Genomic DNA, 20,192 nt, shown 5'->3' on the forward strand with positions numbered 1-20,192 from the left:
GGCTTCTCGTCCTCTACGGCTCCTACCGCTCCGACCGGATGGGCATCCGCCTCGCACAGTTCGTGGTGGAGGGGCTCCGCGCCAAGGGGCAGGAGGTCGAGCTGGTCGACGCCAAGGCGGCTGGCCTGCCCATGCTCGACCGCATGTACAAGGAATACAAGAAAGGCGAAGCCCCGGCCGCCATGGAGGAGCTCGCGGGGAAGATCCGCGCGGCCGACGGCTTCGTGTTCGTGACCGGCGAATATAATTGGGGCCTGCAGCCGGGGCTGAAGAACCTGACCGACCATTTCCTGGAGGAGTGGTTCTGGCGTCCGGCCGCGATCGCAAGCTATTCGGCTGGCCGCCTCTCCGGCGCGCGTGCCGCCACCGCCTGGCACGGCACGCTGTCGGAAATGGGGATGGTCGTGGTGTCGAGCACGCTGGCCGTTGGGCCGATCGCGCAGACCTTATCGGCTGAAGGTAAGCCGGTCGGGGACGCAGGCAAAGCGCTGGAGCATGCTTTCCCGCGCTTCGCCGATGATCTCTTGTGGTTGGTGGAGGCGACCAAGGCGCAGCATGCGCGGAAGCCGCCGCCGTATTGACCCGTGCCGGCCAATATCTGCTGACGGTTGTCAGTCGCGGCTGAAGCAATCCGGATCATAACGACCCTGGATTGCTTCTCCGGCGTCCCTCACGGTGTAGACACATCGACCATTGGTCGGACGGGCAATCAGCGCGACGGCGCCGCGGCGCCGCTGCTCACCGACTTCTGCCGGGAGGGCGCGCTGGCGCCAGGTTCCTGGCAGGGCAGCTCTGTCCAGGTTCCATCCGGGGCCTGCTGATAGGCCCGGCAGGGAGAGGACGAGACCTGTTGATCGTCAATTTTTGGAGCCTGGGAATTCTTCGCCAGTGCCGGCGCCGCCACTGCAACAATGGCCGCCAGCGAACCGACGAAGATCACAACCGTGATCCGCATCTTTTGGGTTCTCCTGCTCGAAGCAACAGTGTTTTCTATAGCCGATTGTGGAAACTTTGAGACGAATGCGCGGCTCTTCCGTAGTCGTGGTTGAAGCTCCGTTACTCCACCGTCTGAAAAGGGAACCGGCGCAGCCATGAAGCCGGCTTAGACTCGCTAAAAAGCCGGTATGGGCTGGTTTTCGCTGCCCCACAGGGAAGAGGGTGAGAGCGGGATGTCCCGGTGGCTCGGCAGCATGGTCCGTACATACTCTGTGCCGAGCGTAACCATTATGATGATGAAATCGGGATTGCCCTCTCTTATTGCCTTGCGCGCATTTGAATCAGTCGGGCGCACAGGCAGCGTACGCGCCGCGGGAGACGAACTCGCGGTCAGCCATACCGTCGTCTCGCGGCATCTGCAGAACCTGCAGCGGAGTCTCAGCGTGGCGCTGGTGCGTGCGGAAGGGCGCGGGATCGCGCTCACCAATGCCGGCCAATTGTTTCATGCGCAGGTCACGCAGGCGTTCGACATCATCGTGCGCGCCACCGCCATGATACGCCCGGCCACGCGGCCGAGCCTGAAGATCTGGTGCATCCCAGGCATCGCTATCCGCCGGCTGCTGCCGCGGCTGCCGGAACTGACGGGACCACCGCGCAACCTGGACATCAGTCTGCAGCCGACATTGTCGCGGCCGGACCTGACGCGCCGCGAGGCCGACGCGGAAATCGTCTATGGCGAGAAGATCGACACCAATGGTGCGCTGATGGCGGAAGCTCTGGTGCGCCCGCGCGTGTTCCCGGTGGCAAGCCCGACCTATCTCGCACGCCACCCCGAGATCTCGACGCTGGCCCAGCTCGCGGCGGCCGCATTGAACCACGAGGATTCGACCGAGCAGTGGGAGCGCTGGTTCGCGCTTGCGGGCCATCCCGATCCGGGGCCGCTGCATGGCCAGAGGCTCTGGCACACGCATCTTGCCATCGAGGCCGCACGGTTCGGGCAGGGCGTGGCGCTCGCCAACGAGGTTCTTGCCGAAGAGGATCTGCGCTCGGGCAAACTGGTCGAGGTCATTCCGTCGTCGATCTATATGGACTCCTATCAGATCGTTACGCTCAAGGAGCGCTGGGAGGATCCCGCGGTCGTCGCTTTGCGGCTGTGGCTGAAGACAGTGCTCGCGGACTAGGCGAACACAAGCTGCGCCGGCGACGCATGGGTGAATGCGCGGCGCGCAAGCCGCTGCCGTGCGCAGCCGCACCATTGGGCGCGTTTTGCTCACGCCGCTCAAGGTTTGCACAGGCCTTGCTCAGCCACTGAGCGTGCGAGCCGCTTCCGCGTCCATCTCGCCACCATGGCAGTTTGACAAGCTGGCCGACGATGGTGGACGAGGGGCTTGCGATCCTGGAGAACTGTTCTCCCCGCGCGATACGCGGCGAATGGAACTGAGCGGCTGGAGGCGAGGACTGTGGCGGACGAAACAGCGGCGGTGCCGAACGACGTAATGGAGCGGCTGCGCGCCGCGATCGACCGGAATTTTCAGGACCAGGTCGCGTTCCTGCAGAAGCTGGTGCAGTTCCGCAGCCTGCGCGGCGAAGAGGAGCCGGTGCAGGATTGGCTGGCGAAGCAGTTCGAGAAGCGCGGCTACAAGACCGATCTGTTCAGTCTCGCCGACATCGGCTTGATGCGCCATCCGAAGGCCGCGCCGATGGACGACATCCCGCTGGAGGGCTCCAGGCAGGTGGTGGCGACGCTGGACAATAGCGGCAAAGGCCGCAGCCTGATCCTGCAGGGCCACGTCGATGTGGTGCCGGAAGGACCGGTCGATCTCTGGGCCGACCCGCCATTCGAGGGCATCGTCCGTGACGGCTGGATGATCGGCCGCGGCGCACAGGACATGAAGGCCGGCGTCTCGGCGATGATCTTCGCGCTCGATGCGATCAGGAGCGCTGGGTTCGTGCCTGATGGACGCGTTCATCTCGAAACCGTCACCGAGGAAGAGAGCACCGGCAATGGCGCGCTTGCGACGTTGATGCGCGGCTACACCGCCGACGCCTGCCTGATCCCGGAGCCGACCGGTCACACGCTGACGCGCGCCCAGGTCGGCGCGATCTGGTTTCGGCTGCGCGTGCGCGGTACGCCCGTGCACGTCGCTTATTCCGAGAGCGGCACCAGCGCCATCCTGTCGGCGATGCATCTGGTGCGCGCGTTCCAGGACTACACGAAGGCGATCAACGCCAGGGCGGTCAGCAACGCATGGTTTGGTGCGGTGAAGGATCCGATCAAGTTCAACGTCGGCATCATCAAGGGTGGTGACTGGGCGAGCTCGACGGCGGCGTGGTGTGAGCTCGACTGCCGGCTCGGAATCCTGCCCGGCGAGACGCCGGAGCAGGCCATGGACGGTATCGCTCGCTGCCTCGCCGAGGCTCAGAAGAGCGACAGTTTTCTGTCCAGCAATCCTGCCGAGCTGATCTGGAGCGGTTTTCAGGCCGATCCCGCGGTGTGCGAGCCTGGCACTGCCGCGGAGGCCGCACTGGCCGCCGTCCATGAGCGCGTGTTCGGGCGTCCGCTGGACGAAAGGCTGTCGACCGCCGTCAACGATACCCGTTACTACACCGTCGATTATGGCATCCCGGCGCTGTGCTACGGGCCCTATGGCATCGGTCCGCATGCCTTCGACGAGCGCGTCGATCTCGAGAGCCTGCGCAAGACCACGTTGAGCATTGCGTTGTTTGTTGCGCAATGGTGCGGTCTGCGAACGGCATGACGGATCGAGCTCTCGATGACAGCGTGATTTCCGTCGCGTTTCTCAGTTCGCCCGGCCTGATGGATCCGCTGGTGCCGTTGCTGCAGCGCGAACTGCCCGGCGTCACCTGTGCGTCATGGCCGGAGCCGGCCGCGCGCGAGGCCGAGCTTGCGGTGTGCTGGAAGCCACCGGCCGGCGCGCTCGCGGCGATGCCGAACCTGAAGCTGATCCATTCGATCGCCGCTGGCGTCGATAACATCCTCTCCGATCCGACCGTGCCGGACCGCCCGATCTGCCGCATCGTCGATCCCGACCTCAGCGTCGCCATGACCGAGTTCGTGCTGTGGAGTACGCTGTACTTCCACCGCGACTTCGATCGCGCGGTCGCCAATGCGCGCAGCGGCATCTGGCGTCGCTATGACCAGCGCGCGCCGCAGGACACGCAGGTCGGCATCCTCGGTCTCGGTGAGCTCGGCACTGCCGCCGCGCGGCGGCTGGTCGATCTCGGTTTTTCGGTCCGCGCCTGGTCGCGATCGCCCAAGACGGTTGCCGGCGTTGCGACCTCCAGTGGCAGCGCTGCACTCGACGCGTTCCTCGGCGATGTCGACATCCTGGTGTCGCTGCTGCCGCTGACGCCCGAGACGGTGGGCCTTTTGAATGCCGAGCGATTGAGCCGGTTGCGCCACGGCGCGGCGCTGATCTTGTGCAGCCGCGGCGAGCATCTCGTCGCCGACGACCTGATTGCGCTATTGCGAAAAGGTCATCTGCGCGGCGCCGTGCTCGACGTCTTCGAACGCGAGCCGCTGGCTGCGGATCATCCGTTGTGGCGCGAGCCGGGCGTGCTGGTGACGCCGCATATGGCCGCGATCGCCTCGTGGAGTGTCATCGCGCAGCAGATCGCGGAGAATGTCCGCCGGCTCGTGCGCGGCGAACCGCTGCTCAACGCCGTCGACCGCACCCGCGGCTATTGAGAGCGGGTTGCAACTAAAGATAGATCCGTAGTGATACGGATATAGAACCGTACAACTAAACGGCGCCAGGGCGTTCGCGTACACCGATTGGCAATCCGGAGCTTCTAAGGAGGTTAAGACTTTACGCGACGGGATTGCCTGATGTTCACCTTGTTCTCGAAGCCTGCTCAGAACACGCCGGAGCCCACTGGTCAGACAGACGCGCCCAGCGATGCGCCGGAACCTCGCGAAGCGTCGCAGATCCGGGTCATCGAAAGCGATGACCGTCTCGGCAACGTCTCACCACAGGATTTCAGCTTCGACGGCGATCAATCGCCGCTCGCCTTCGCGTTCATCTCTCCCCACGTCGACTTCTCCCGCGTCGTCGCAAGCCTGCAGCGCGTTGCCGGCAGAACGCCGATCATCGCGGTGTCGACCGCAGGCGAACTATGCTCGGCGCAAGGGGGATCGTTGTACAAGCCGACTGGCGAGCGCTGGTCGTCGGTCGTCGTGCAGATCTTTCCGGCCGATCTGCTTAAGGCGGTGAGCATCCACTCCGTTCCGCTGCACAACGATGATATCCGCAAGGGTGCGCCCTCGGTGGCGCATGATGCGCGCATCGATGCGATTGCGCGTTCGCTGTCGACGGTGCGCACGCCGTTTCCAATCGACATCCGCGATACGCTCGCCTTTGCTTTGGTGGACGGGGTGTCCAATTCGGAAAACTACTTCATGGAAGCCGTCTACCGCGTCGGCAGGTTTCCATGCACGTTCGTGGGTGGCTCGGCGGGAGGCAAGTTCGACTTCAAGAACACCTACATTTTCGATGGCAGCAGGACGGTCGAGAACCACGCCGTCGTGATCTTCATGAAGATGGCGCCGGGACGGGGTTACAGTCTGTTCAAGAGCCAGAATTTCAAGAAGACCGGAAAATCCTTCGTGGTGATGGGCGCCGATCCGAATCGGCGGACTGTCTCCGGCGTGCTTGACGAACGGGCCAACGAGATCCGGCCGTTTGCGACTGCGGTGGCCGAGGCGCTCCAGACAGCGCCTGCCAATCTCATGTCGAAGATGCAACGCTATTCCTTCGGCATCGAGGTGGGCGGCGATTTGTTCGTGCGCTCGGTGGCGAGCATCGATGCCGATACCGGCGTGATCTCCTTCTTCTGCGACGTCAATTCGGGTGATCGGCTGGAATTGTTGGAGGCCACCGATTTCGTCGAGCAGACGAGGCGAGACCTGCAGGCCTTCCTGCAAGGCAAACCGCCCGCGATCGGGGTCGTGCTCAATGACTGTATCTTGCGCCGCCTCAACAACGAGAGCGCGCTGCGCAGCATGGCCGGGCTGTGGCCGATGCCGGCCGCCGGCTTCTCGACCTTTGGTGAGCTGTTCGGCATCAACATCAACCAGACGCTGACGGCCGTCGTGTTCTTCGATACCCGCGCGCATGAGCTGCGCGATCCGTTCGTGGACATGTTCCCGGTGCACTACGCGAATTTCGCCGGCTACTTCACCCGCAGCCATCTCAACCGCATGGTGGTTCTGAACCGGATCAAGGATGACATCGTCAAGCGCCTCACCGAATATCTCGGCGCGAGCGCGACGCTCAGCAGCAAGGTCGAGGACGCGCTGAAGCAGACCGCCTCGATCAATGCGATCGTCAAGGAGGTCCATTCGGTGATCCTGTCGAGTGCCGCTGCGGCGGCGAAGGCGACGGATACGACGGCGCTGGCGGAGGAGTTCGCGGGTCTCACCCAGGCCATGAACGGCCTGCGGGATATTCTCAAGATCATCGACACGATTGCGGGCCAGACCAACCTGCTCGCACTCAATGCTACGATCGAATCGGCGCGCGCCGGTGAGGCGGGACGCGGCTTCTCGGTCGTCGCAAGCGAGGTCAAGAAGCTGGCGCAGGACACCAGGAGCAGCCTGTCGCGCACGCATGCCTCGATCGGCGGGATGGAGAGCTCGCTGTCCTCACTTGGCAGCAATATTCAGGATACGCGCGGACAGCTGGTCCAGACCCAGGAGGGCTACAACAGCATCGTGGGTCAGATCGAGGCGATGTTCAATAACCTCGACATGATCAACGGGGTGTTGTCGGATCTCGCCTCGTTCGTACGTGAACGCAGTGGCGATCTCGCCAGCGCCATGAACGACGTCGAGATGCTCAAGAAGATTGCTTAGAGCCTGATCCGGAAAAGTGCCTCGCGGTTTTCCCTCGCGGCAAACGAGGAACACGTTTCCACGGAGATCATGCTCAAGCAACAATCTAAAGCGCGATGACGATTCATCGCGCTTTAGCCGGCTATTCGAAGGTCTGGACCGGCGGCGCGGTCGGCCCCTGGGGAGCCGCGGCCGGTGCTGCCACCGCCTGCCGGGGCGCGGTCCGTGGAGTGGGCAGGGGAACCTCGGCATGGGCCTCGCGGGCGGGCTGCCGCGATTCGGACTGTCTCGACGGTCGGCTGGCGTGCGAACGGCGAAAACCCCAGGACCGTGCAATCGAGGGACCGGCGGTATAACCGACCACGGCACCCGCAACGGCTCCAACCGGACCGAGCACCACGGCACCAGAGAGGGCGCCGAGCGCAGCGTCACCGCCGCGGTGTTCGTCGGCCAGCGCCGGAGACGCAGCGCAAGCGAGCGTCAGCGTCGCGGCGGCAATCCGTGTCCAAGTCCTGATCATGAAAAGTCTCTCCGTCCTCATCGAGGGCGAGCAATACGGAGAAATGTGGCGAGAAGAATGCCGGCAGAGTTCCCGGCTTTCCGCGTGCGGCGTTAGGACGCGGCGCGCGGCTCTCCATGTTTCGCGTGCCATTTCGGGCCGGGCCCGCGCATGTAGTGACGTTCCGGGCGGTAGGGATCCCGGGCCAGCGCGATCAATCGCTGCCAATGCGCTGTCAGAGCACGCAATCCATGAACCAAAGGCGAGCGGGTCAGCATCGGGTTGCTCACTGCATACGGCCGAGCACGGACGCGAAGGGAACCGCGAAAATCTCCTCGCCGAGATCGTCGGCAACGTGAACCACCCATTCACGCCAATCCTCGCTGGTCTTCGCGGAGATCAGCGACCGCATCACCCGTGCCGCGTAGTCGCGCGCCTCAGTCAGATCGAGGACCGCAGCCCCGCGGCGATCGATCAAAACCTCGTCGTCGTTGGAGCAATGGAAGAAGACCTGAGCCATATTCCGCCTCCTCGATCGCGGAGTGAATCATCGTTAGTTCACTCATAGCAGCGCGGCGCACGGTAGGAAATTCGGGGCGACCACGTAGGGTAAATTACGGAAATTACATACAATTTGATGGAACTGTTCGCGCTATTGCGGCCACAGCGGGAACCCTTATGAACGCTTGCTCGTTAAATAGTGTCGACGACGAACGCCGCTGTTGGACGAGGGAGAGCGAGATGATGTCGGAAATCGAAATCCACACGATCGCACGACAGATGATGGAGCAGCACGGCGCACAGGCGATTGCTCAGGCCGCACAGAAGGCACAAGCTTGCGAGAGCAAAGGCGAGGCCGACGAGGCCAAGGAATGGCGTCATATCGCGGATGCCATGAAGATGATGCGGGGCCCGCATCAGAGCTGAGAGTTTTCGACGCAAGACGCTCTTGCAGCACTCCGAGGCAGCCTTCCTTGCAGCACTCCGAGGCAGCCTTCGCCGCCTCGGGCGGTGATTCGGCGTGCCGGTTTCTCCACTGTCAATCGTGCGCGCAAAGCGATCTCATCCTGGTTTCCGACCCAATTTCCACGCAAGAATCCAACCGAAATGATTCGGCGGCGAATCTCGCCGCGACCTGACGCGTTCGCGGCGAGATGTCGCCAAAGGGATACTCGATGGCCTTTTTCAAGCGTGAGCTCAGCCCGGTCGAGATTTTCGAGCGGGCGCTGAAGGACAAGCAGGCGACCCGCCACAAGCTCAAGGAGCGGCTGGAGCTGGCCGAGAAGGCGCTGGAAGAGAAGCGGCTTGCCGCTGAGCGCCTTGCCAGGGCAGGGGCCACCAATGCGCAGCTCGACCGGGCCGAGGCCAAGATGGCCTCGGTCGAAGACAAGGCCAAGGCGATGCGGGCCGCGGTGGCCGACTGCGATGAGCAGATCGTGCTCGCCGAGCGTGCGCTGGCTGAAGCCGTCGCCCAGCGCGATCGTGACCGCGCAGCGAATGAGATCGAGGCCGTCGCTGCGGCGATCGAGCAGGCGGCGCCGCGATTCGAGATCGGTGCGGCCGCGCTGGTCGATGCCGTCACACGTAGCAAGGCGGCGCTCAGCGAGGCGACGCGCTTTGCGACCGATGTGGAGGCCATCAGGCACGAGGTGCTGGCCGCGGCCGAATTGATCTGTTGGGAATTGCGCTCGGCCGCGGTGCGCACCCGCGCCGGAAACGCCAATGTCGCGCTGCTGGCGCCGCCGGAGATCAAGCAGCTGCCGCCGCCGGAGACCGACCGGCAGATGATCTATGCGCTGAACCCGCTCACCTGGCGGGAAGGCGACGAGGTCAAGCGCGTGGCGGCGTTCACCATGGTGGCCCTGCCAAAGCCGCTGCTGGCAGCGGCACTGCAGCACCAGCATGTCGACTATCTGAACGCACGGCGGGTGCAGACCCTGATGCATGTCCATGGCAGCGGGCAGCAGCAGGCGGAACCGCGGGAGGATGATCCGGCTCTCGTCGATCTTGATGCGTTAGCCGCCGCAGCACACGAGTCGCCGCAGGCCGATGTGGCCTGAGCGTCGCAGCCCGGCGCGGGTCCGTGACGGTGGCCGGAGCGTCCGGCCCGTGCGGTCGCGCGTCCTCAGGTGGGGATTCGGGATCGGCGGTACGCTTTTGCTGCTGGCCGGCACTGCCGCGCTTGCCGAGAATTTCGATGCCGGCAAGTCGGGCGCCAGGCTGTTTGCGGATAGCTGCGCAAGCTGCCATCGCAGCCCGCGCGGCCTTGCCAAGGGGCGCTTCCGCCTCACGCTCTACTTGTTTTTGCAGCAGCATTACACCAGTGGTTCGGATACGGCCTCCGCACTTGCCTCCTATCTCCAGTCCGTCGACGAGCCGCCGGCCGCGCACGGCACAACGCCACACCGCACGAAGGGCCGCTCAGACCGGCCCCCGCGCCCGCCGAGGCCAGTGACGGGTCATTAGCTCTCTCAGCAACAACGTTCCCGCAGACCACCGGCCGCATCACCCCGGATGTGGCCGGTCAGCCCGTTCTCGGCTATGCTCCATGGTCAATGGACGAGTGGAGCGAAGGCGGGCTGACTGAAGCGGGGGCACCACCCAATGATGACCTTACCGGAACTCGCGTCCGCAGCGTTGGAGGAGTTTCTCGGCTCCTATATGCGCCGTCGTTTCGGATCGTCAAAAACCCGCCTCGCCGAGGTGGTCCCGGCTGTCGCGCGCGTCGCACTTGAATGCATCGGCAACAGCGATGCGCTTTATCACAACGTCGAGCACACCCTGCTGGTGACGCTGGCCGGACATGAAATCCTGCGCGGACGCGCCTTGCACAGTCATCTCACCGCTGACGACTACGCTCAGGTGATCATCGCCTGCGTGTTGCACGACATCGGCTATGTCCGTGGCCTGTTCACGGACGATGGCCAGGAAGGTTTCGTGGTCGATGATGCCGGTCGCAAGATCTGCCTCCCGCGGGGATCTTCGGACGCCGGGCTGATGCCATATCACGTCGATCGTTCCAAGCTGTACGTCCTAGACCGATTCGAAGGCCTCGAGCCGCTCGACAAAAAGCGCATCGCGCGCGCGATCGAGGGCACGCGCTTTCCGCCGCTGGCCGGGCAGCAGTTCGACGAGGAACAGTCGATCGTGCGCGCCGCCGACCTGATCGGGCAGCTCGGCGATCCCAACTACATCCGCAAGGCCAACGCGCTTTATCACGAGTTCGAGGAGGTCGGGATCAACCGGCAGCTCGGCTACGACTCGCCGGCCGACATCGTCGACCGCTATCCCCAGTTCTACTGGAACAGCGTTGCCCCGCATATCCAGACCGAGATCCGCTATCTCAACATGACCTCGACCGGACGGCAGTGGATCGCGAATCTCTACGCCAATGTGTTTCGCGCCGAGCGCGAGATCTCATTGTCGGGGCCGCAGAGCTAAGAGACCTTCAACCTGCGCCGCCTGCTCGTCGGCCCGAAGTCGTATCTCCCAAAGCAACATTAGATCGATTTTAAGATCAGTTAGCACCGCGTGCTCTGCATGCGCGACGCTCGCACGCGTGTCATGAGTTAGATGGATTCAATTCCGCCGCTTCGTTCCCGAAGCGTGTGCCGATGCTAAGCAGCCCCCGAAGCCGCTACTCGCGGTGAGATGATTTCGCATTGTTTCCAACTCAATGCGTTCAGTTCGGGGGTGACGATGACGGCGCGGTCGAGCGTGAGAATGGTTCAGTTCGCTTCGGTATCACTTGTCGCGCTGTGCGTTCAGGCACCCGGCGCGTCGGCTCAAAGCACAGGCTCGAATGAGAGCCGCAATCTGCCGGCGGTTACGATCGACGCGCCGAAAGCACGCCAGGTGCGCAACGCGCCGACCGCCGTGGGCCGACGTGCGACCGCCTCCGCAGCGCGTGCGCGTGGCGGCGGCAATCGCGGGATAGCCGCAGCCGCAGCTCCAAACCAACCGGCCCGGACGCAGGCGTCCGAGCCGGGCAGCGATCCGCGTGGCCCGATCAACGGCTATGTCGCGACCCGCGCGATGACCGGCACCAAGACCAATACGCCGATCATGGAGACCCCGCAGGCGATCTCGGTGGTGGGCGCGGAGGAAATCCGCGATCAGAAGCCAGTCAATCTCTCCGAGGCGCTGCGTTATGCGCCGGGTGTCGGCACTCAGACGTTCGGCTCCGACGTGCGCAACGACTGGTTCAAGGTTCGCGGCTTCGACGCGCAGGACGTCGGCTTCTTCGCCGACGGACTGCAATTGTTCAGCACCGCATTTGCGACCTGGAAGCTCTATCCCGCCGGACTCGAACGCATCGATATTCTGCGCGGTCCCTCGGCCGTGCTCTATGGCGGCAGCGGCCCCGGCGGGATCATCAACGCCATCAGCAAGGTACCGTCGACGACCCCGTCGAACAGCGTGGAAGTCGGTGTCAATTCGTTCGGCAACGCCTATACGACCTTCGATTTCACCGGTCCGTTCATGACGGCCACCGGGCCAAGCAAGGAGCTTTCCTACCGGCTGATCGGCTCGGTGAAGAACGGCGATACCCAGACCGCCTTCACGCCCGACAATGCCTATTTTTTCGCGCCATCTGTCACCTATCAGCCCGATCTCGACACCAAGTTCACGCTGCTGGCCTCGGCGACGAAATATGAGACGCGGCCACAGAACTTCCTGCCTTACACCGGCACCGTGGTGGATGCGCCGTTCGGACGAATCCCCACCCATCTGTTCACGGGCGATCCGGCCAATGACAAGTTTTCACGCGAACAGGAGATGGTCGGCTATCAGTTCGAGAAGAACCTGACCGACAGTGTCACGTTCCGGCAGAACGCCCGCTACGCCCATGACGACGTCACGCTGCAGACCTTGCTGGGCAACGGCTATGTCGGCTCGGCCGCGAACGCCACGCTGTCGCGCTTCAATGACTATGCGCGGGATATCGCCGACCAGGCCAATCTCGACAACCAGCTCGAGTACCGCTTCAACACAGGCGTGGTTCAGCACACCGCGTTGGTCGGCGTCGACCTGAAACACTATGAGATCCACGACCTTCAGGCGTTCGACTTCGCGACGCCCTCGCTCAATCTGCTCGCGCCAACCTATGGATATTCGGGAGGTTTCCCGGGCACGACCTTCCTGGATCGGACCATCACGCAGAAACAGGCCGCGATCTACGCCCAGGAGCAGATGAAGATCGGCCAATTGAGCCTGGTGTTCAGCGGCCGCAATGACTGGGTTGACACTGACCTGAACAATCGGATCGGCGCGAGCCAGTCCCGCGACGACAGCCACTTCAGCGGCCGTCTCGGGGCGATCTACAACACGGATGTCGGCATTGCGCCGTACCTATCCTATGCGACGAGCTACAATCCGATCATCGGCACGCTCACAAACACCTCCGGCAATACCGTGCTGTTTGCGCCGGAAACCGGGCAGCAGGCCGAAGTCGGCGTCAAGGTCCAGCCCAAGGGTCTGGACGGCTATTTCGCTGCAGCGGTGTTCGACTTGAAGCGACAGAACGTGCAGACGGTGGATCCCAACAATGTGCTGCAGTCGGTTCAAACGGGCGAAGTGACCTCGCGCGGCGTCGAGCTCGAAGCGGTTGCCAACCTCACGCCGGAACTGAAGCTCAAGGGCTCCTACACCAATTTCCGGATTTTCGTCAGCAAGGACAACGATCCCACGCTGATCGACAAGGTACCCACCAACACGCCGAGCGAGATCGCCTCGCTCTGGGGCGACTATACGTTCAAGACCGGGGCGCTCACCGGTTTCGGCTTCGGCGGAGGCGTCCGCTACAATGGGCACTCCTACGCCGATGCCCAGAACACGCTGGTGGTGCCGTCCTTCGTGGTCGGCGATGCGGCGCTTCATTACGAGATCGACCGCTGGCGCTTCGCGCTCAATGTCACCAACATCACCGACAAGATCTACGTGGCCGGCTGCAGTTCCGCGACCGCCTGCTTCTATGCCGACCGTCGCCGCGCAACCCTGAGCGCGACCTACAAATGGTAGTCGTCGTTGCGAAGGTGCCACGGTGACGGCGGGAACGGTCCGGATCATCAGGCTGGTCCATCAATGGTCCAGCCTGATCTCGACCGTCTTCCTGCTGCTGCTCTGCCTGACCGGCCTGCCGTTGATCTTCCACCATGAGATCGATGAATGGCTCGGCTACGCGCCTCAGGCCAAGCCAGTCTTGGAACGCGGTGGCAAAGCGACGGTGAACGAGATCGCGCGCGCTGCACTGGCGCATGCGCCGGGAAAGGTCCTGCAATATCTCGCCTGGGATCGCGATGCCCCGGGGCTGGTCATCGCCTACACCAACCACGCCGTCGACGGGCCGCCTGATGATGCCGTGCTCACGGCCTTCAACATCGCCGATACCAGTGCGGCGGGGCCAGTCGGCACCGGCCCGATGCTGATCCTCCTGAAACTCCACACCGACATGTATGTCGGGCTTGCCGGCAAACTTTATCTCGGCGGGATGGGATTGCTGTTCCTGATCGCGATCGTCTCCGGCGTTGTGCTGTATTGGCCATTCACACGGCGGCTCGATTTCGGCAGCTTGCGGCGAAACGCATCGCGGCGGGTGCTCTGGCTCGACTGGCATAATCTGATCGGCATCACCACGCTGGTCTGGGCCATCGTGGTCGGCGGCACCGGCGTCATCAACAGCTGGGCGGAGCTGATGCTGATGCGCTGGCAGGCGACCGAGCTTGCCGGCATGGTCGCGCCCTATGCGGGGATGCCGAGGCCGTCACAGCTGGCCTCGCTCGATCAGGTGGTGACGAATGCCAGGGCGGCCGCGCCGGCTATGGAGATCGCATTCCTGGCCTTTCCGGGAACGCCGTTCACGAGTTCGCATCATTTTGCCGCGTTTATGCGCGGCGACCAGCCGCTGACCTCCAGGCTGTTGAAACCGGTGCTGCTCGACGGCGTCACCGGGGAAGTGACCGGGGCGGCCGAGCTGCCGATCTATTTGAAGGCGCTGTTCGTGTCGCAGCCGCTGCATTTCGGCGATTACGCTGGACTGCCGCTGAAGATCATCTGGGCAGTTCTCGACCTCTTCACCATCGTGGTGATCGGCAGTGGCCTCTATCTGTGGATCGCGCGAACCCGGCGCAGGCCGCAGCGCGCAGCCATGGTTCCGGGACGTCGCGCATGAACCGGCCACCCCAGCGCAAGCCGAGCGTCGCCGGCGTCGTGGGGCCGCCGCTCGCGCTCGCCGCGATCAGCGCCATAGGTCTGGTCGCAGCCTTTGCACTTGGCCCGATCGGCGAGGTGCTGTGCTGGCTGGGCGTCGGCGCCCCGGTCGCGGTCGTCGCCTGGTTCGGGCTGAGAAGCGGGGGGCTGCGTTAACGCCTGCCGCCGACCTCGTCGATATGATCAAGCAAATCGGCTGGGTCCTCATAGACGCGGATGGCGCCGGACTGCCGCAATTCTTCCGAGCCATAGCCGCCGCTGAGCAGGCCAACCCCGAGCGCGCGGCAACGGGTCGCCGCCAGCATGTCCCAGATGCTATCGCCGACCACGACGCAGCGCTCGATCGGCATTTCGAGGCGCGCCGCTGCGGCCAGAAACAGGTCCGGATCCGGCTTGGCGTAGCGGACCTGATCGCGGGTCACCACGGGACATGTCTCCGGGTCGACGCCGAGTGCGGCCAGATTGATGGCTGCAGTCTCCATGCGGCCGCTGGTCGCGACCGCCCAGGGAATGCCAGCGTCGGTCAGGAAGGTGAGCAGCTCGCGCGCGCCGGGCAGGGGACGAACCTTGTTGCCGAGCTGCCGATAGGCTTCGGCGTGAGCGAGACGCAGCCGATCGATACGATCGGGTTCGATCGCCTCGCCGGTCTCGCGCAGGAGCTGGTTGGTGAAGAGCCCGCCGCTCATGCCGATCTTGCGGTGAATGCGCCAGACCGAGAGCTCGATGTTCTCGGCGTCCAGCGCCGTCTTCCAGGCCAGCACATGCTGGTAGACGCTGTCGACCAGCGTCCCGTCCAGATCGAACAGAAAGGCGGTTTCGATGCGCATCGGCCGGCTCCTTTTCAGTGCGGTGTCATGCATCACGCATGACACCGCCAGGGTGTTCCCGGCCTATCAGACATCTCTGACCGCGATGCCAACCGAGCGGATCTGACGTTCGCGAGCGGCCTGCCAATCGACTGCGGATGCAATGGTTGACATCACATGCAGGTGATCCCTTGCAGGTGATCCCTGCAGGTGAGCAGGCCGATGCCGCCAGTCGCGACTAGTTCTTGGTGCGAATAAAGCCAGCCAGGCGCTTCTTCTGCTCTTCGCACCAGGTGGTCATGCCGAGCCGACGCTGATCGAAATCGGTCGTCTGCGTGGCTACAGCGACTTCCGACATCAGGCTGTCGTCCTGGCGCTCGCCCATGCGGCCGCCGGTGTGCAAATAGGCGATGGCCTTGCGCACCTGCTCGGTGGTGCCGTCGGGCATGTGCATGTCCTGGGCCTTCTGCACGAGGTCCTGGTAGACTAGGTCAGTGCCGGGACACTCGACTTTGGCGGCGAACGCCTGCAGCACCATCGTCACATATTCCGAGCGTGGCTCGGCCTGGGCTGGAGCCGCGATCATCAGCAACGCCGCCACCGTCAACGCATAACGCATCCTTGGAAACCTCCCGCTGTTTTTTTCAAGGCTAGCTCGGAGAAGCGGCTTGAGCAACAGCGGGACGCTGTGAACCGGCACACAGGATGCCGCGCGGCCTATTTATTGAGACGGCGCTCCTGCTCCTTGATCAGGAGGTCGAGCTCCTCGCTCTGCTGCGCGAGGCGGTCTGCATTGCGCTCCTCGTCGGCTGCTCCCGATTGGGACGCTGCCTGCTCGGTGATCTGGCGAATGTTGTCGCGCAGGATCGCGATGCGGGTGGCGAGCTCGGACGCGCTTAAGATGGTCGGATCGGTCAGGCTCATGGGCTCCTCGCCAATGCTTGCTTAATTTTGGGGACGCAGAATCTCCCGTGCACTGCGCCTCGTAGGGTTCCATAACGTGGAAGCCCGCGCGCCGACAAGCATCAAGCCAGCAGCAGAATACGCCAAATCGCCGCGCCTTGAGCTCGGCTCGAGAGGCAGCGGATAGGGCGCGATCCGCTCAGCGCACCGGCATCGGCGGCCGCACCACGTTATTGCCGTCGGAATCAGTGGTCACCTGCTGGGCCGCCGGAGCGGATTGCAGCGGGATCGGCGCCGGGGAAGACGGCGGGGCCGCCACGCTCTGGGCGGGTGGTGGCGTCGGGCGCGGCCGATGGACGGGCGCTGGTGCGGGGGTAGGCAAGGCACCTGCCGCAGCCGTCGCCGGCCGTGGCGCGGGGCGCGGGCGCAAGGTCTGCTCGATCGCCCTGGGGTCGAACGGCCTGGCCTCGCTGGTCTTTTCCGCCCTGGCCTCCGACAGCCGCGCGACCTCGCGCGTCAGCTGGTCCTGGCCCGTTTTCAGCTGGGCGATGCTGGCCTTGAGGTCGGAAATCTGCTGTCCCATCGCCGCAAGATCATGCGCCATGGACTGCAACAACTGGGTCTGGTCCGAGGCAGCATCGGCTACGGCTGCCGGAGCGGCAGCCGCGGGCGCCGCGGCCGGAGCAGGCTGCGGCGGCTGCTGCGCGTCGGCAGGTGCGCTCTCGCCCTCTGCGCTAGCCTGCTGCGCGGCCGGCTCGGAGGCAGTCTTGTCCGTGGGTGTCGACATCAGCGAGATATGCGGTATCCAGCGCGCGATCACCTCCTGCGCCTGGTCGCCGTAGGTCTGCCAGGCGGCAGCTGCGACGGCACTGCAGACCGCAAACCCCACCGCCATCACGGTCCGGATCACCCAGGTCGTGATCGAGCTGCGTTCCGCGGGCCCATCCTCCACGCCGGCGTCGGTTACACGAAGGCGGGTGTCGACGGCAGGAACAGGAATCTCGGCCGGCCGCTGGCCCTGGCGTTCGGCGCGCCGTGCAGCCTCGGCGCCCTGCGGCGACGAGACTCTGTCCGCGCGGGCGGCCAGGATGATCTCGGGATCGATCACAGCCTTAGGTTGCTGAGTGGTGTCTTGCCCAGGTGGGGTGGAAAGCATTGGCGATCCGTCCTCTATGGCCCGCCCGCATCAGCAGGGCGCAGCCTTCGCTCGCATGATCGACCTTCGCGGCCGCGTCGACGCAAAACTGATACCGGTTGTCCCTCGCGCCCAGCGCATTCTGCGCCAGCACCGTTCACTTCCAACTCGCGGTTCAATTCCAAACTCAGCCCGCGCCGACCGACGTTCCCATCTGCGTCAGGTCGCGCATCGGCTGGTCGATCCCTGCCATTCTCCACAGTCCAGCCAGATTTGACCAAAGCAAGGCGGTTACCTGGTAAATCTGGGGCTGCTTTGTGGGTCCGTCGGATACCTCCGCCTTCATTTTGCAATGCCAGATGCGCCTTGCCAACCAAAATAGTTTGCTCTGCAGCAAGGCCGATGTGGAACTTTTTTCCTTTGGCGCTGGGCTCGGCAAGCGGTTCGGCTGACGGGAGTGATCTCCGACAGCGCCACAGACCGACTCGGCAGACCCGATAGTCAGCATAGACGACCCGACCGGTGTCAGTCATTGGCGTCAAGCTGACGGCCGTCGTGGTTCAAGTGCAGGTATTTGGCGTTGAACAAGCCGGTGCTCATGAGGCGATCGAGCTCCGGCAGCATCAGGATCTTGCCCTTCAGCACGATCAGCTCGCCGGCCCGCATGTCCTGCAGCGTCCGGTTGACGTGGACCTTGGACAGCCCGGTTGCCTCGGCAAGATCGGATTGAGTGAGCGGAAACTCACACGTATTCTGCTCCGTCAGTCCGGTGAGCTGCAGCCGATAGAATATCTCGCAGAGCAGGTGAGCCATGCGCTCCAAGGCGGTCCGCTGTCCGAGATTCGTCGTCCATTCGCGCTGAATGGCGGCGGCGACCAAGGTCTCCCACCAGAACGCGGCTGCAATGCGCGGATGCTCGGCGTTGATGTCGTCGAAAAATTCCCGGGGCAGGTCGGCGATCGTGACCGGCGTGATCGTGCCGATCGAGTGGTCCATCTCCTCCAGGATGAAGACGTTGAGGTCGCAGATGTCCCCAGGCAGCAGGAAGGAGAGAATCTGACGCCTGCCGTCGTCGAGCTGTTTGTAGCGGCAGGCCCAGCCGGCCAGAATCAAGTGAACGTCTTTCGGCTTCTCGCCTTCGCGCGCGACGTCGGCTCGCGCGGCGAAGCTTCTGACACGCTGTGCGGCCGCCCGGTTGAGCACCGCGCGATCGGCCGCGGACAAATGGACAAAGTGCTCAAGCTTCCGAATGACATGATTCAAGGCCCGGTCCCCCCACACGACTGGGTTTGATGGCGCCTGATCGACGGCCCACCTTACCAAGGGCTTACGTGTTTCGCACTTGCATTATGGGGCGACGCAGCTGCTGATGAGAGCGACCCACAAGCATTCTCAGGCGCCGGATCGGCCCCCAGGTCGCGTCCGGGCGGCTGAGCGCGAATCGTTAACTAAGCCGCGGCGCGCGGGGCGTGCGAGGGGCGCTGGCCCGACTCGAGCATACCGCGCAGCTTCAAGGCATCGGCGGGCGCTGCGCTCTTCTGATCGTTATCAAAATAGACGAAGACGTCGCAGCCCTGCGCCTTCCACGAGCGGATGCGTTTCGCCCAGGCGCTTAGCGTGGCCGTCGGATAGTTGTCCTTGTAGTCGCCGCCGGGCCCATGCCCGCGCACATAGACGAAATCGGCCGTGCGCTTCCATGGCGCCGGCGCGTCGTGATGGTCGGACAGGCAGAGCGAGATATTCTCGTCGGCGAGCATCCGCATGATGCGCGCGCAATACCAGCTCGGATGACGGAATTCGAAACTGTAACGTCGCTTGCCCGGCAACAGCTTGAAGAATGCTCCCAACCGGTCGGGATCGGCTTCGAACTGCGGCGGCAGCTGAAACAGCACCGGGCCCGCTTTGTCGCCGAGCAGCGTCAGCCGGCTCTCCATCAGTTCCAGGCTGTTGACCGAACGGTCCGATAGCCGTTTCCAATGCGTGATGAATTTGGACGCCTTCCAGGCGAAGACGAAGTCGGGCCCGGTCTGCTCGCGCCAGCTGCGCACGGCGTCTTCGGTCGGGGTGCGATAGAACACGCCATTCAGCTCGGTCGTCTGAAACTGGCTCGCATAGTAGCGCAGCTGATGCTTGATCAACAACTCGCTGGGGAAGAAGACGCCGCGCCAGGAGCCGTAGTGCCAGCCGGAAGTGCCGATCAGAATCCGCGCCATGATCCGCCCTGCGATTGCAAACAAGCTTCTCACATCACAAGCCATCAAGCCAGATGCGGTTCCACCCTGAGCCGACGCAGGGTGGAGGCGGTGGAGCGAGCGCGATACGCAGTGTCAGGGCGACCAACATTACATCACGTCGTGTCGGGGAACATTGCCTCGCGTCGGTGTGTTGCTGCGTCGTGACGGGAGGACCTGCGATGGCGAAGGAATCAGCACGGCAAGGGCGCATCACCGGCCGGGTGATGCATGAGTTCAAGCATGGCGAGCTCCGAAGCGGCCGCGGCGGCAAGGTCAAGAACCGGCGGCAGGCGATCGCAATTGCGTTGGAAGAGGCGGGCGCGTCCAAATATGAAAGCCCCCGCCGAAACAAGCGCAATCTGCAGCGGACCGAGCGCAAGGAGGCCGAGGGCCGCACCGCGCAGCAGGAGCGCGAAGGCAAATCGCGGGTCGGGGCGTCCGGCCGGCGCGAGAGCACGCGCGCCATGGGCGGGCGCAACGCGCGCAAATCGACCGCGCGGGGGCAGAAGGCTGCGCGATCGCGGGCGCGGAGGCCCGGCGGTCCGACACGGCAAGAGCTCTATGCCAAGGCAAAGAAGCGTGGGATCGAGGGCCGCTCGAAGATGAGCAAGCGTCA

The 20,192-nt window shown here is 64.0% G+C and carries 22 protein-coding genes; 13 read left to right on the plus strand and 9 right to left on the minus strand.

The window, feature by feature from the left end; all coding sequences use genetic code 11:
• A partial coding sequence (locus BRAS3843_RS18290; RefSeq protein WP_035982076.1) for an NAD(P)H-dependent oxidoreductase occupies positions 1-581 on the plus strand: 581 nt, incomplete at its 5' end.
• 128 nt (positions 582-709) lie between these two features.
• Here BRAS3843_RS18290 and BRAS3843_RS18295 read toward each other — a convergent pair.
• Positions 710-955 (minus strand): hypothetical protein, encoded by a 246-nt coding sequence (locus tag BRAS3843_RS18295; protein WP_008970475.1) that lies wholly within the window; start codon positions 953-955, stop codon positions 710-712.
• A gap of 274 nt (positions 956-1,229) precedes the next feature.
• Between BRAS3843_RS18295 and BRAS3843_RS18300 the strand changes: the two genes are divergently transcribed.
• The 4 genes from BRAS3843_RS18300 (at position 1,230) to BRAS3843_RS18315 (ending at position 6,811) form a co-directional block, all read left to right on the plus strand.
• On the plus strand, positions 1,230-2,117 hold the full coding sequence (locus BRAS3843_RS18300; protein ID WP_008970477.1) for a LysR substrate-binding domain-containing protein: 888 nt from the start codon (positions 1,230-1,232) through the stop codon (positions 2,115-2,117).
• Between the two features lie 279 nt (positions 2,118-2,396).
• Positions 2,397-3,695 carry an ArgE/DapE family deacylase gene (locus BRAS3843_RS18305; RefSeq protein ID WP_008970478.1) on the plus strand — a complete coding sequence of 433 codons (1,299 nt, stop codon included), beginning with the start codon at positions 2,397-2,399 and terminating at the stop codon, positions 3,693-3,695.
• On the plus strand, positions 3,692-4,645 hold the full coding sequence (locus tag BRAS3843_RS18310) for a glyoxylate/hydroxypyruvate reductase A (protein ID WP_008970479.1): 954 nt from the start codon (positions 3,692-3,694) through the stop codon (positions 4,643-4,645). The genes BRAS3843_RS18305 and BRAS3843_RS18310 overlap by 4 nt, the downstream gene beginning before the upstream one ends.
• A gap of 141 nt (positions 4,646-4,786) precedes the next feature.
• On the plus strand, positions 4,787-6,811 hold the full coding sequence (locus BRAS3843_RS18315) for a methyl-accepting chemotaxis protein (protein ID WP_008970480.1): 2,025 nt from the start codon (positions 4,787-4,789) through the stop codon (positions 6,809-6,811).
• Between the two features lie 121 nt (positions 6,812-6,932).
• On the opposite strand, the gene BRAS3843_RS18320 is transcribed toward BRAS3843_RS18315, so the two are convergent.
• Together BRAS3843_RS18320 and BRAS3843_RS18325 are read right to left on the minus strand one after the other, a co-directional pair.
• Positions 6,933-7,310, minus strand: coding sequence for a hypothetical protein (locus BRAS3843_RS18320; RefSeq protein ID WP_035982078.1), 378 nt, complete (start codon positions 7,308-7,310; stop codon positions 6,933-6,935).
• A gap of 265 nt (positions 7,311-7,575) precedes the next feature.
• Positions 7,576-7,809 carry a hypothetical protein gene (locus tag BRAS3843_RS18325; RefSeq protein WP_008970483.1) on the minus strand — a complete coding sequence of 78 codons (234 nt, stop codon included), beginning with the start codon at positions 7,807-7,809 and terminating at the stop codon, positions 7,576-7,578.
• A gap of 221 nt (positions 7,810-8,030) precedes the next feature.
• On the opposite strand from BRAS3843_RS18325, the gene BRAS3843_RS18330 reads away from it, so the two are divergent.
• The 7 genes from BRAS3843_RS18330 (at position 8,031) to BRAS3843_RS18360 (ending at position 14,654) form a co-directional block, all read left to right on the plus strand.
• Entirely contained in the window at positions 8,031-8,216 is a 186-nt protein-coding gene (locus tag BRAS3843_RS18330; protein ID WP_035982080.1) for a hypothetical protein, read from the plus strand.
• Between the two features lie 248 nt (positions 8,217-8,464).
• A complete protein-coding gene (locus BRAS3843_RS18335; protein WP_008970485.1) occupies positions 8,465-9,349 on the plus strand; it encodes a hypothetical protein in 885 nt (294 codons plus the stop codon).
• A 49-nt stretch (positions 9,350-9,398) separates the two neighbouring features.
• Entirely contained in the window at positions 9,399-9,755 is a 357-nt protein-coding gene (locus tag BRAS3843_RS18340) for a hypothetical protein (RefSeq protein ID WP_008970486.1), read from the plus strand.
• 138 nt (positions 9,756-9,893) lie between these two features.
• Positions 9,894-10,730: an HD domain-containing protein gene (locus BRAS3843_RS18345; protein WP_008970488.1), complete on the plus strand. Its 837-nt coding sequence runs from the start codon at positions 9,894-9,896 to the stop codon at positions 10,728-10,730.
• 282 nt (positions 10,731-11,012) lie between these two features.
• On the plus strand, positions 11,013-13,310 hold the full coding sequence (locus tag BRAS3843_RS18350; protein WP_035982083.1) for a TonB-dependent siderophore receptor: 2,298 nt from the start codon (positions 11,013-11,015) through the stop codon (positions 13,308-13,310).
• Positions 13,311-13,332: 22 nt separating this feature from the next.
• On the plus strand, positions 13,333-14,460 hold the full coding sequence (locus tag BRAS3843_RS18355) for a PepSY-associated TM helix domain-containing protein (RefSeq protein ID WP_008970490.1): 1,128 nt from the start codon (positions 13,333-13,335) through the stop codon (positions 14,458-14,460).
• Entirely contained in the window at positions 14,457-14,654 is a 198-nt protein-coding gene (locus BRAS3843_RS18360; RefSeq protein ID WP_008970491.1) for a hypothetical protein, read from the plus strand. Before BRAS3843_RS18355 ends, BRAS3843_RS18360 begins: the two co-directional genes overlap by 4 nt.
• On the opposite strand, the gene BRAS3843_RS18365 is transcribed toward BRAS3843_RS18360, so the two are convergent.
• The 6 genes from BRAS3843_RS18365 to BRAS3843_RS18390 form a co-directional block, all read right to left on the minus strand.
• Positions 14,651-15,325: an HAD family hydrolase gene (locus BRAS3843_RS18365; RefSeq protein ID WP_008970492.1), complete on the minus strand. Its 675-nt coding sequence runs from the start codon at positions 15,323-15,325 to the stop codon at positions 14,651-14,653. The genes BRAS3843_RS18360 and BRAS3843_RS18365 overlap by 4 nt on opposite strands.
• A gap of 217 nt (positions 15,326-15,542) precedes the next feature.
• Positions 15,543-15,923, minus strand: coding sequence for a hypothetical protein (locus BRAS3843_RS18370; RefSeq protein ID WP_008970493.1), 381 nt, complete (start codon positions 15,921-15,923; stop codon positions 15,543-15,545).
• A gap of 98 nt (positions 15,924-16,021) precedes the next feature.
• Complete coding sequence (locus BRAS3843_RS18375) at positions 16,022-16,228, minus strand: hypothetical protein (protein WP_008970494.1); 207 nt, start codon at positions 16,226-16,228, stop codon at positions 16,022-16,024.
• A 178-nt stretch (positions 16,229-16,406) separates the two neighbouring features.
• Entirely contained in the window at positions 16,407-17,363 is a 957-nt protein-coding gene (locus tag BRAS3843_RS18380) for a hypothetical protein (protein WP_008970495.1), read from the minus strand.
• 504 nt (positions 17,364-17,867) lie between these two features.
• Complete coding sequence (locus BRAS3843_RS18385; RefSeq protein ID WP_008970497.1) at positions 17,868-18,605, minus strand: Crp/Fnr family transcriptional regulator; 738 nt, start codon at positions 18,603-18,605, stop codon at positions 17,868-17,870.
• 185 nt (positions 18,606-18,790) lie between these two features.
• Positions 18,791-19,555 (minus strand): DUF72 domain-containing protein, encoded by a 765-nt coding sequence (locus BRAS3843_RS18390; protein ID WP_008970498.1) that lies wholly within the window; start codon positions 19,553-19,555, stop codon positions 18,791-18,793.
• A gap of 200 nt (positions 19,556-19,755) precedes the next feature.
• On the opposite strand from BRAS3843_RS18390, the gene BRAS3843_RS41815 reads away from it, so the two are divergent.
• On the plus strand, positions 19,756-20,192 hold a 437-nt coding region (locus BRAS3843_RS41815), incomplete at its 3' end, for a DUF6496 domain-containing protein (RefSeq protein WP_035982086.1).

It is taken from the genome of Bradyrhizobium sp. STM 3843, from assembly GCF_000239815.1.
GTDB lineage: Bacteria > Pseudomonadota > Alphaproteobacteria > Rhizobiales > Xanthobacteraceae > Bradyrhizobium.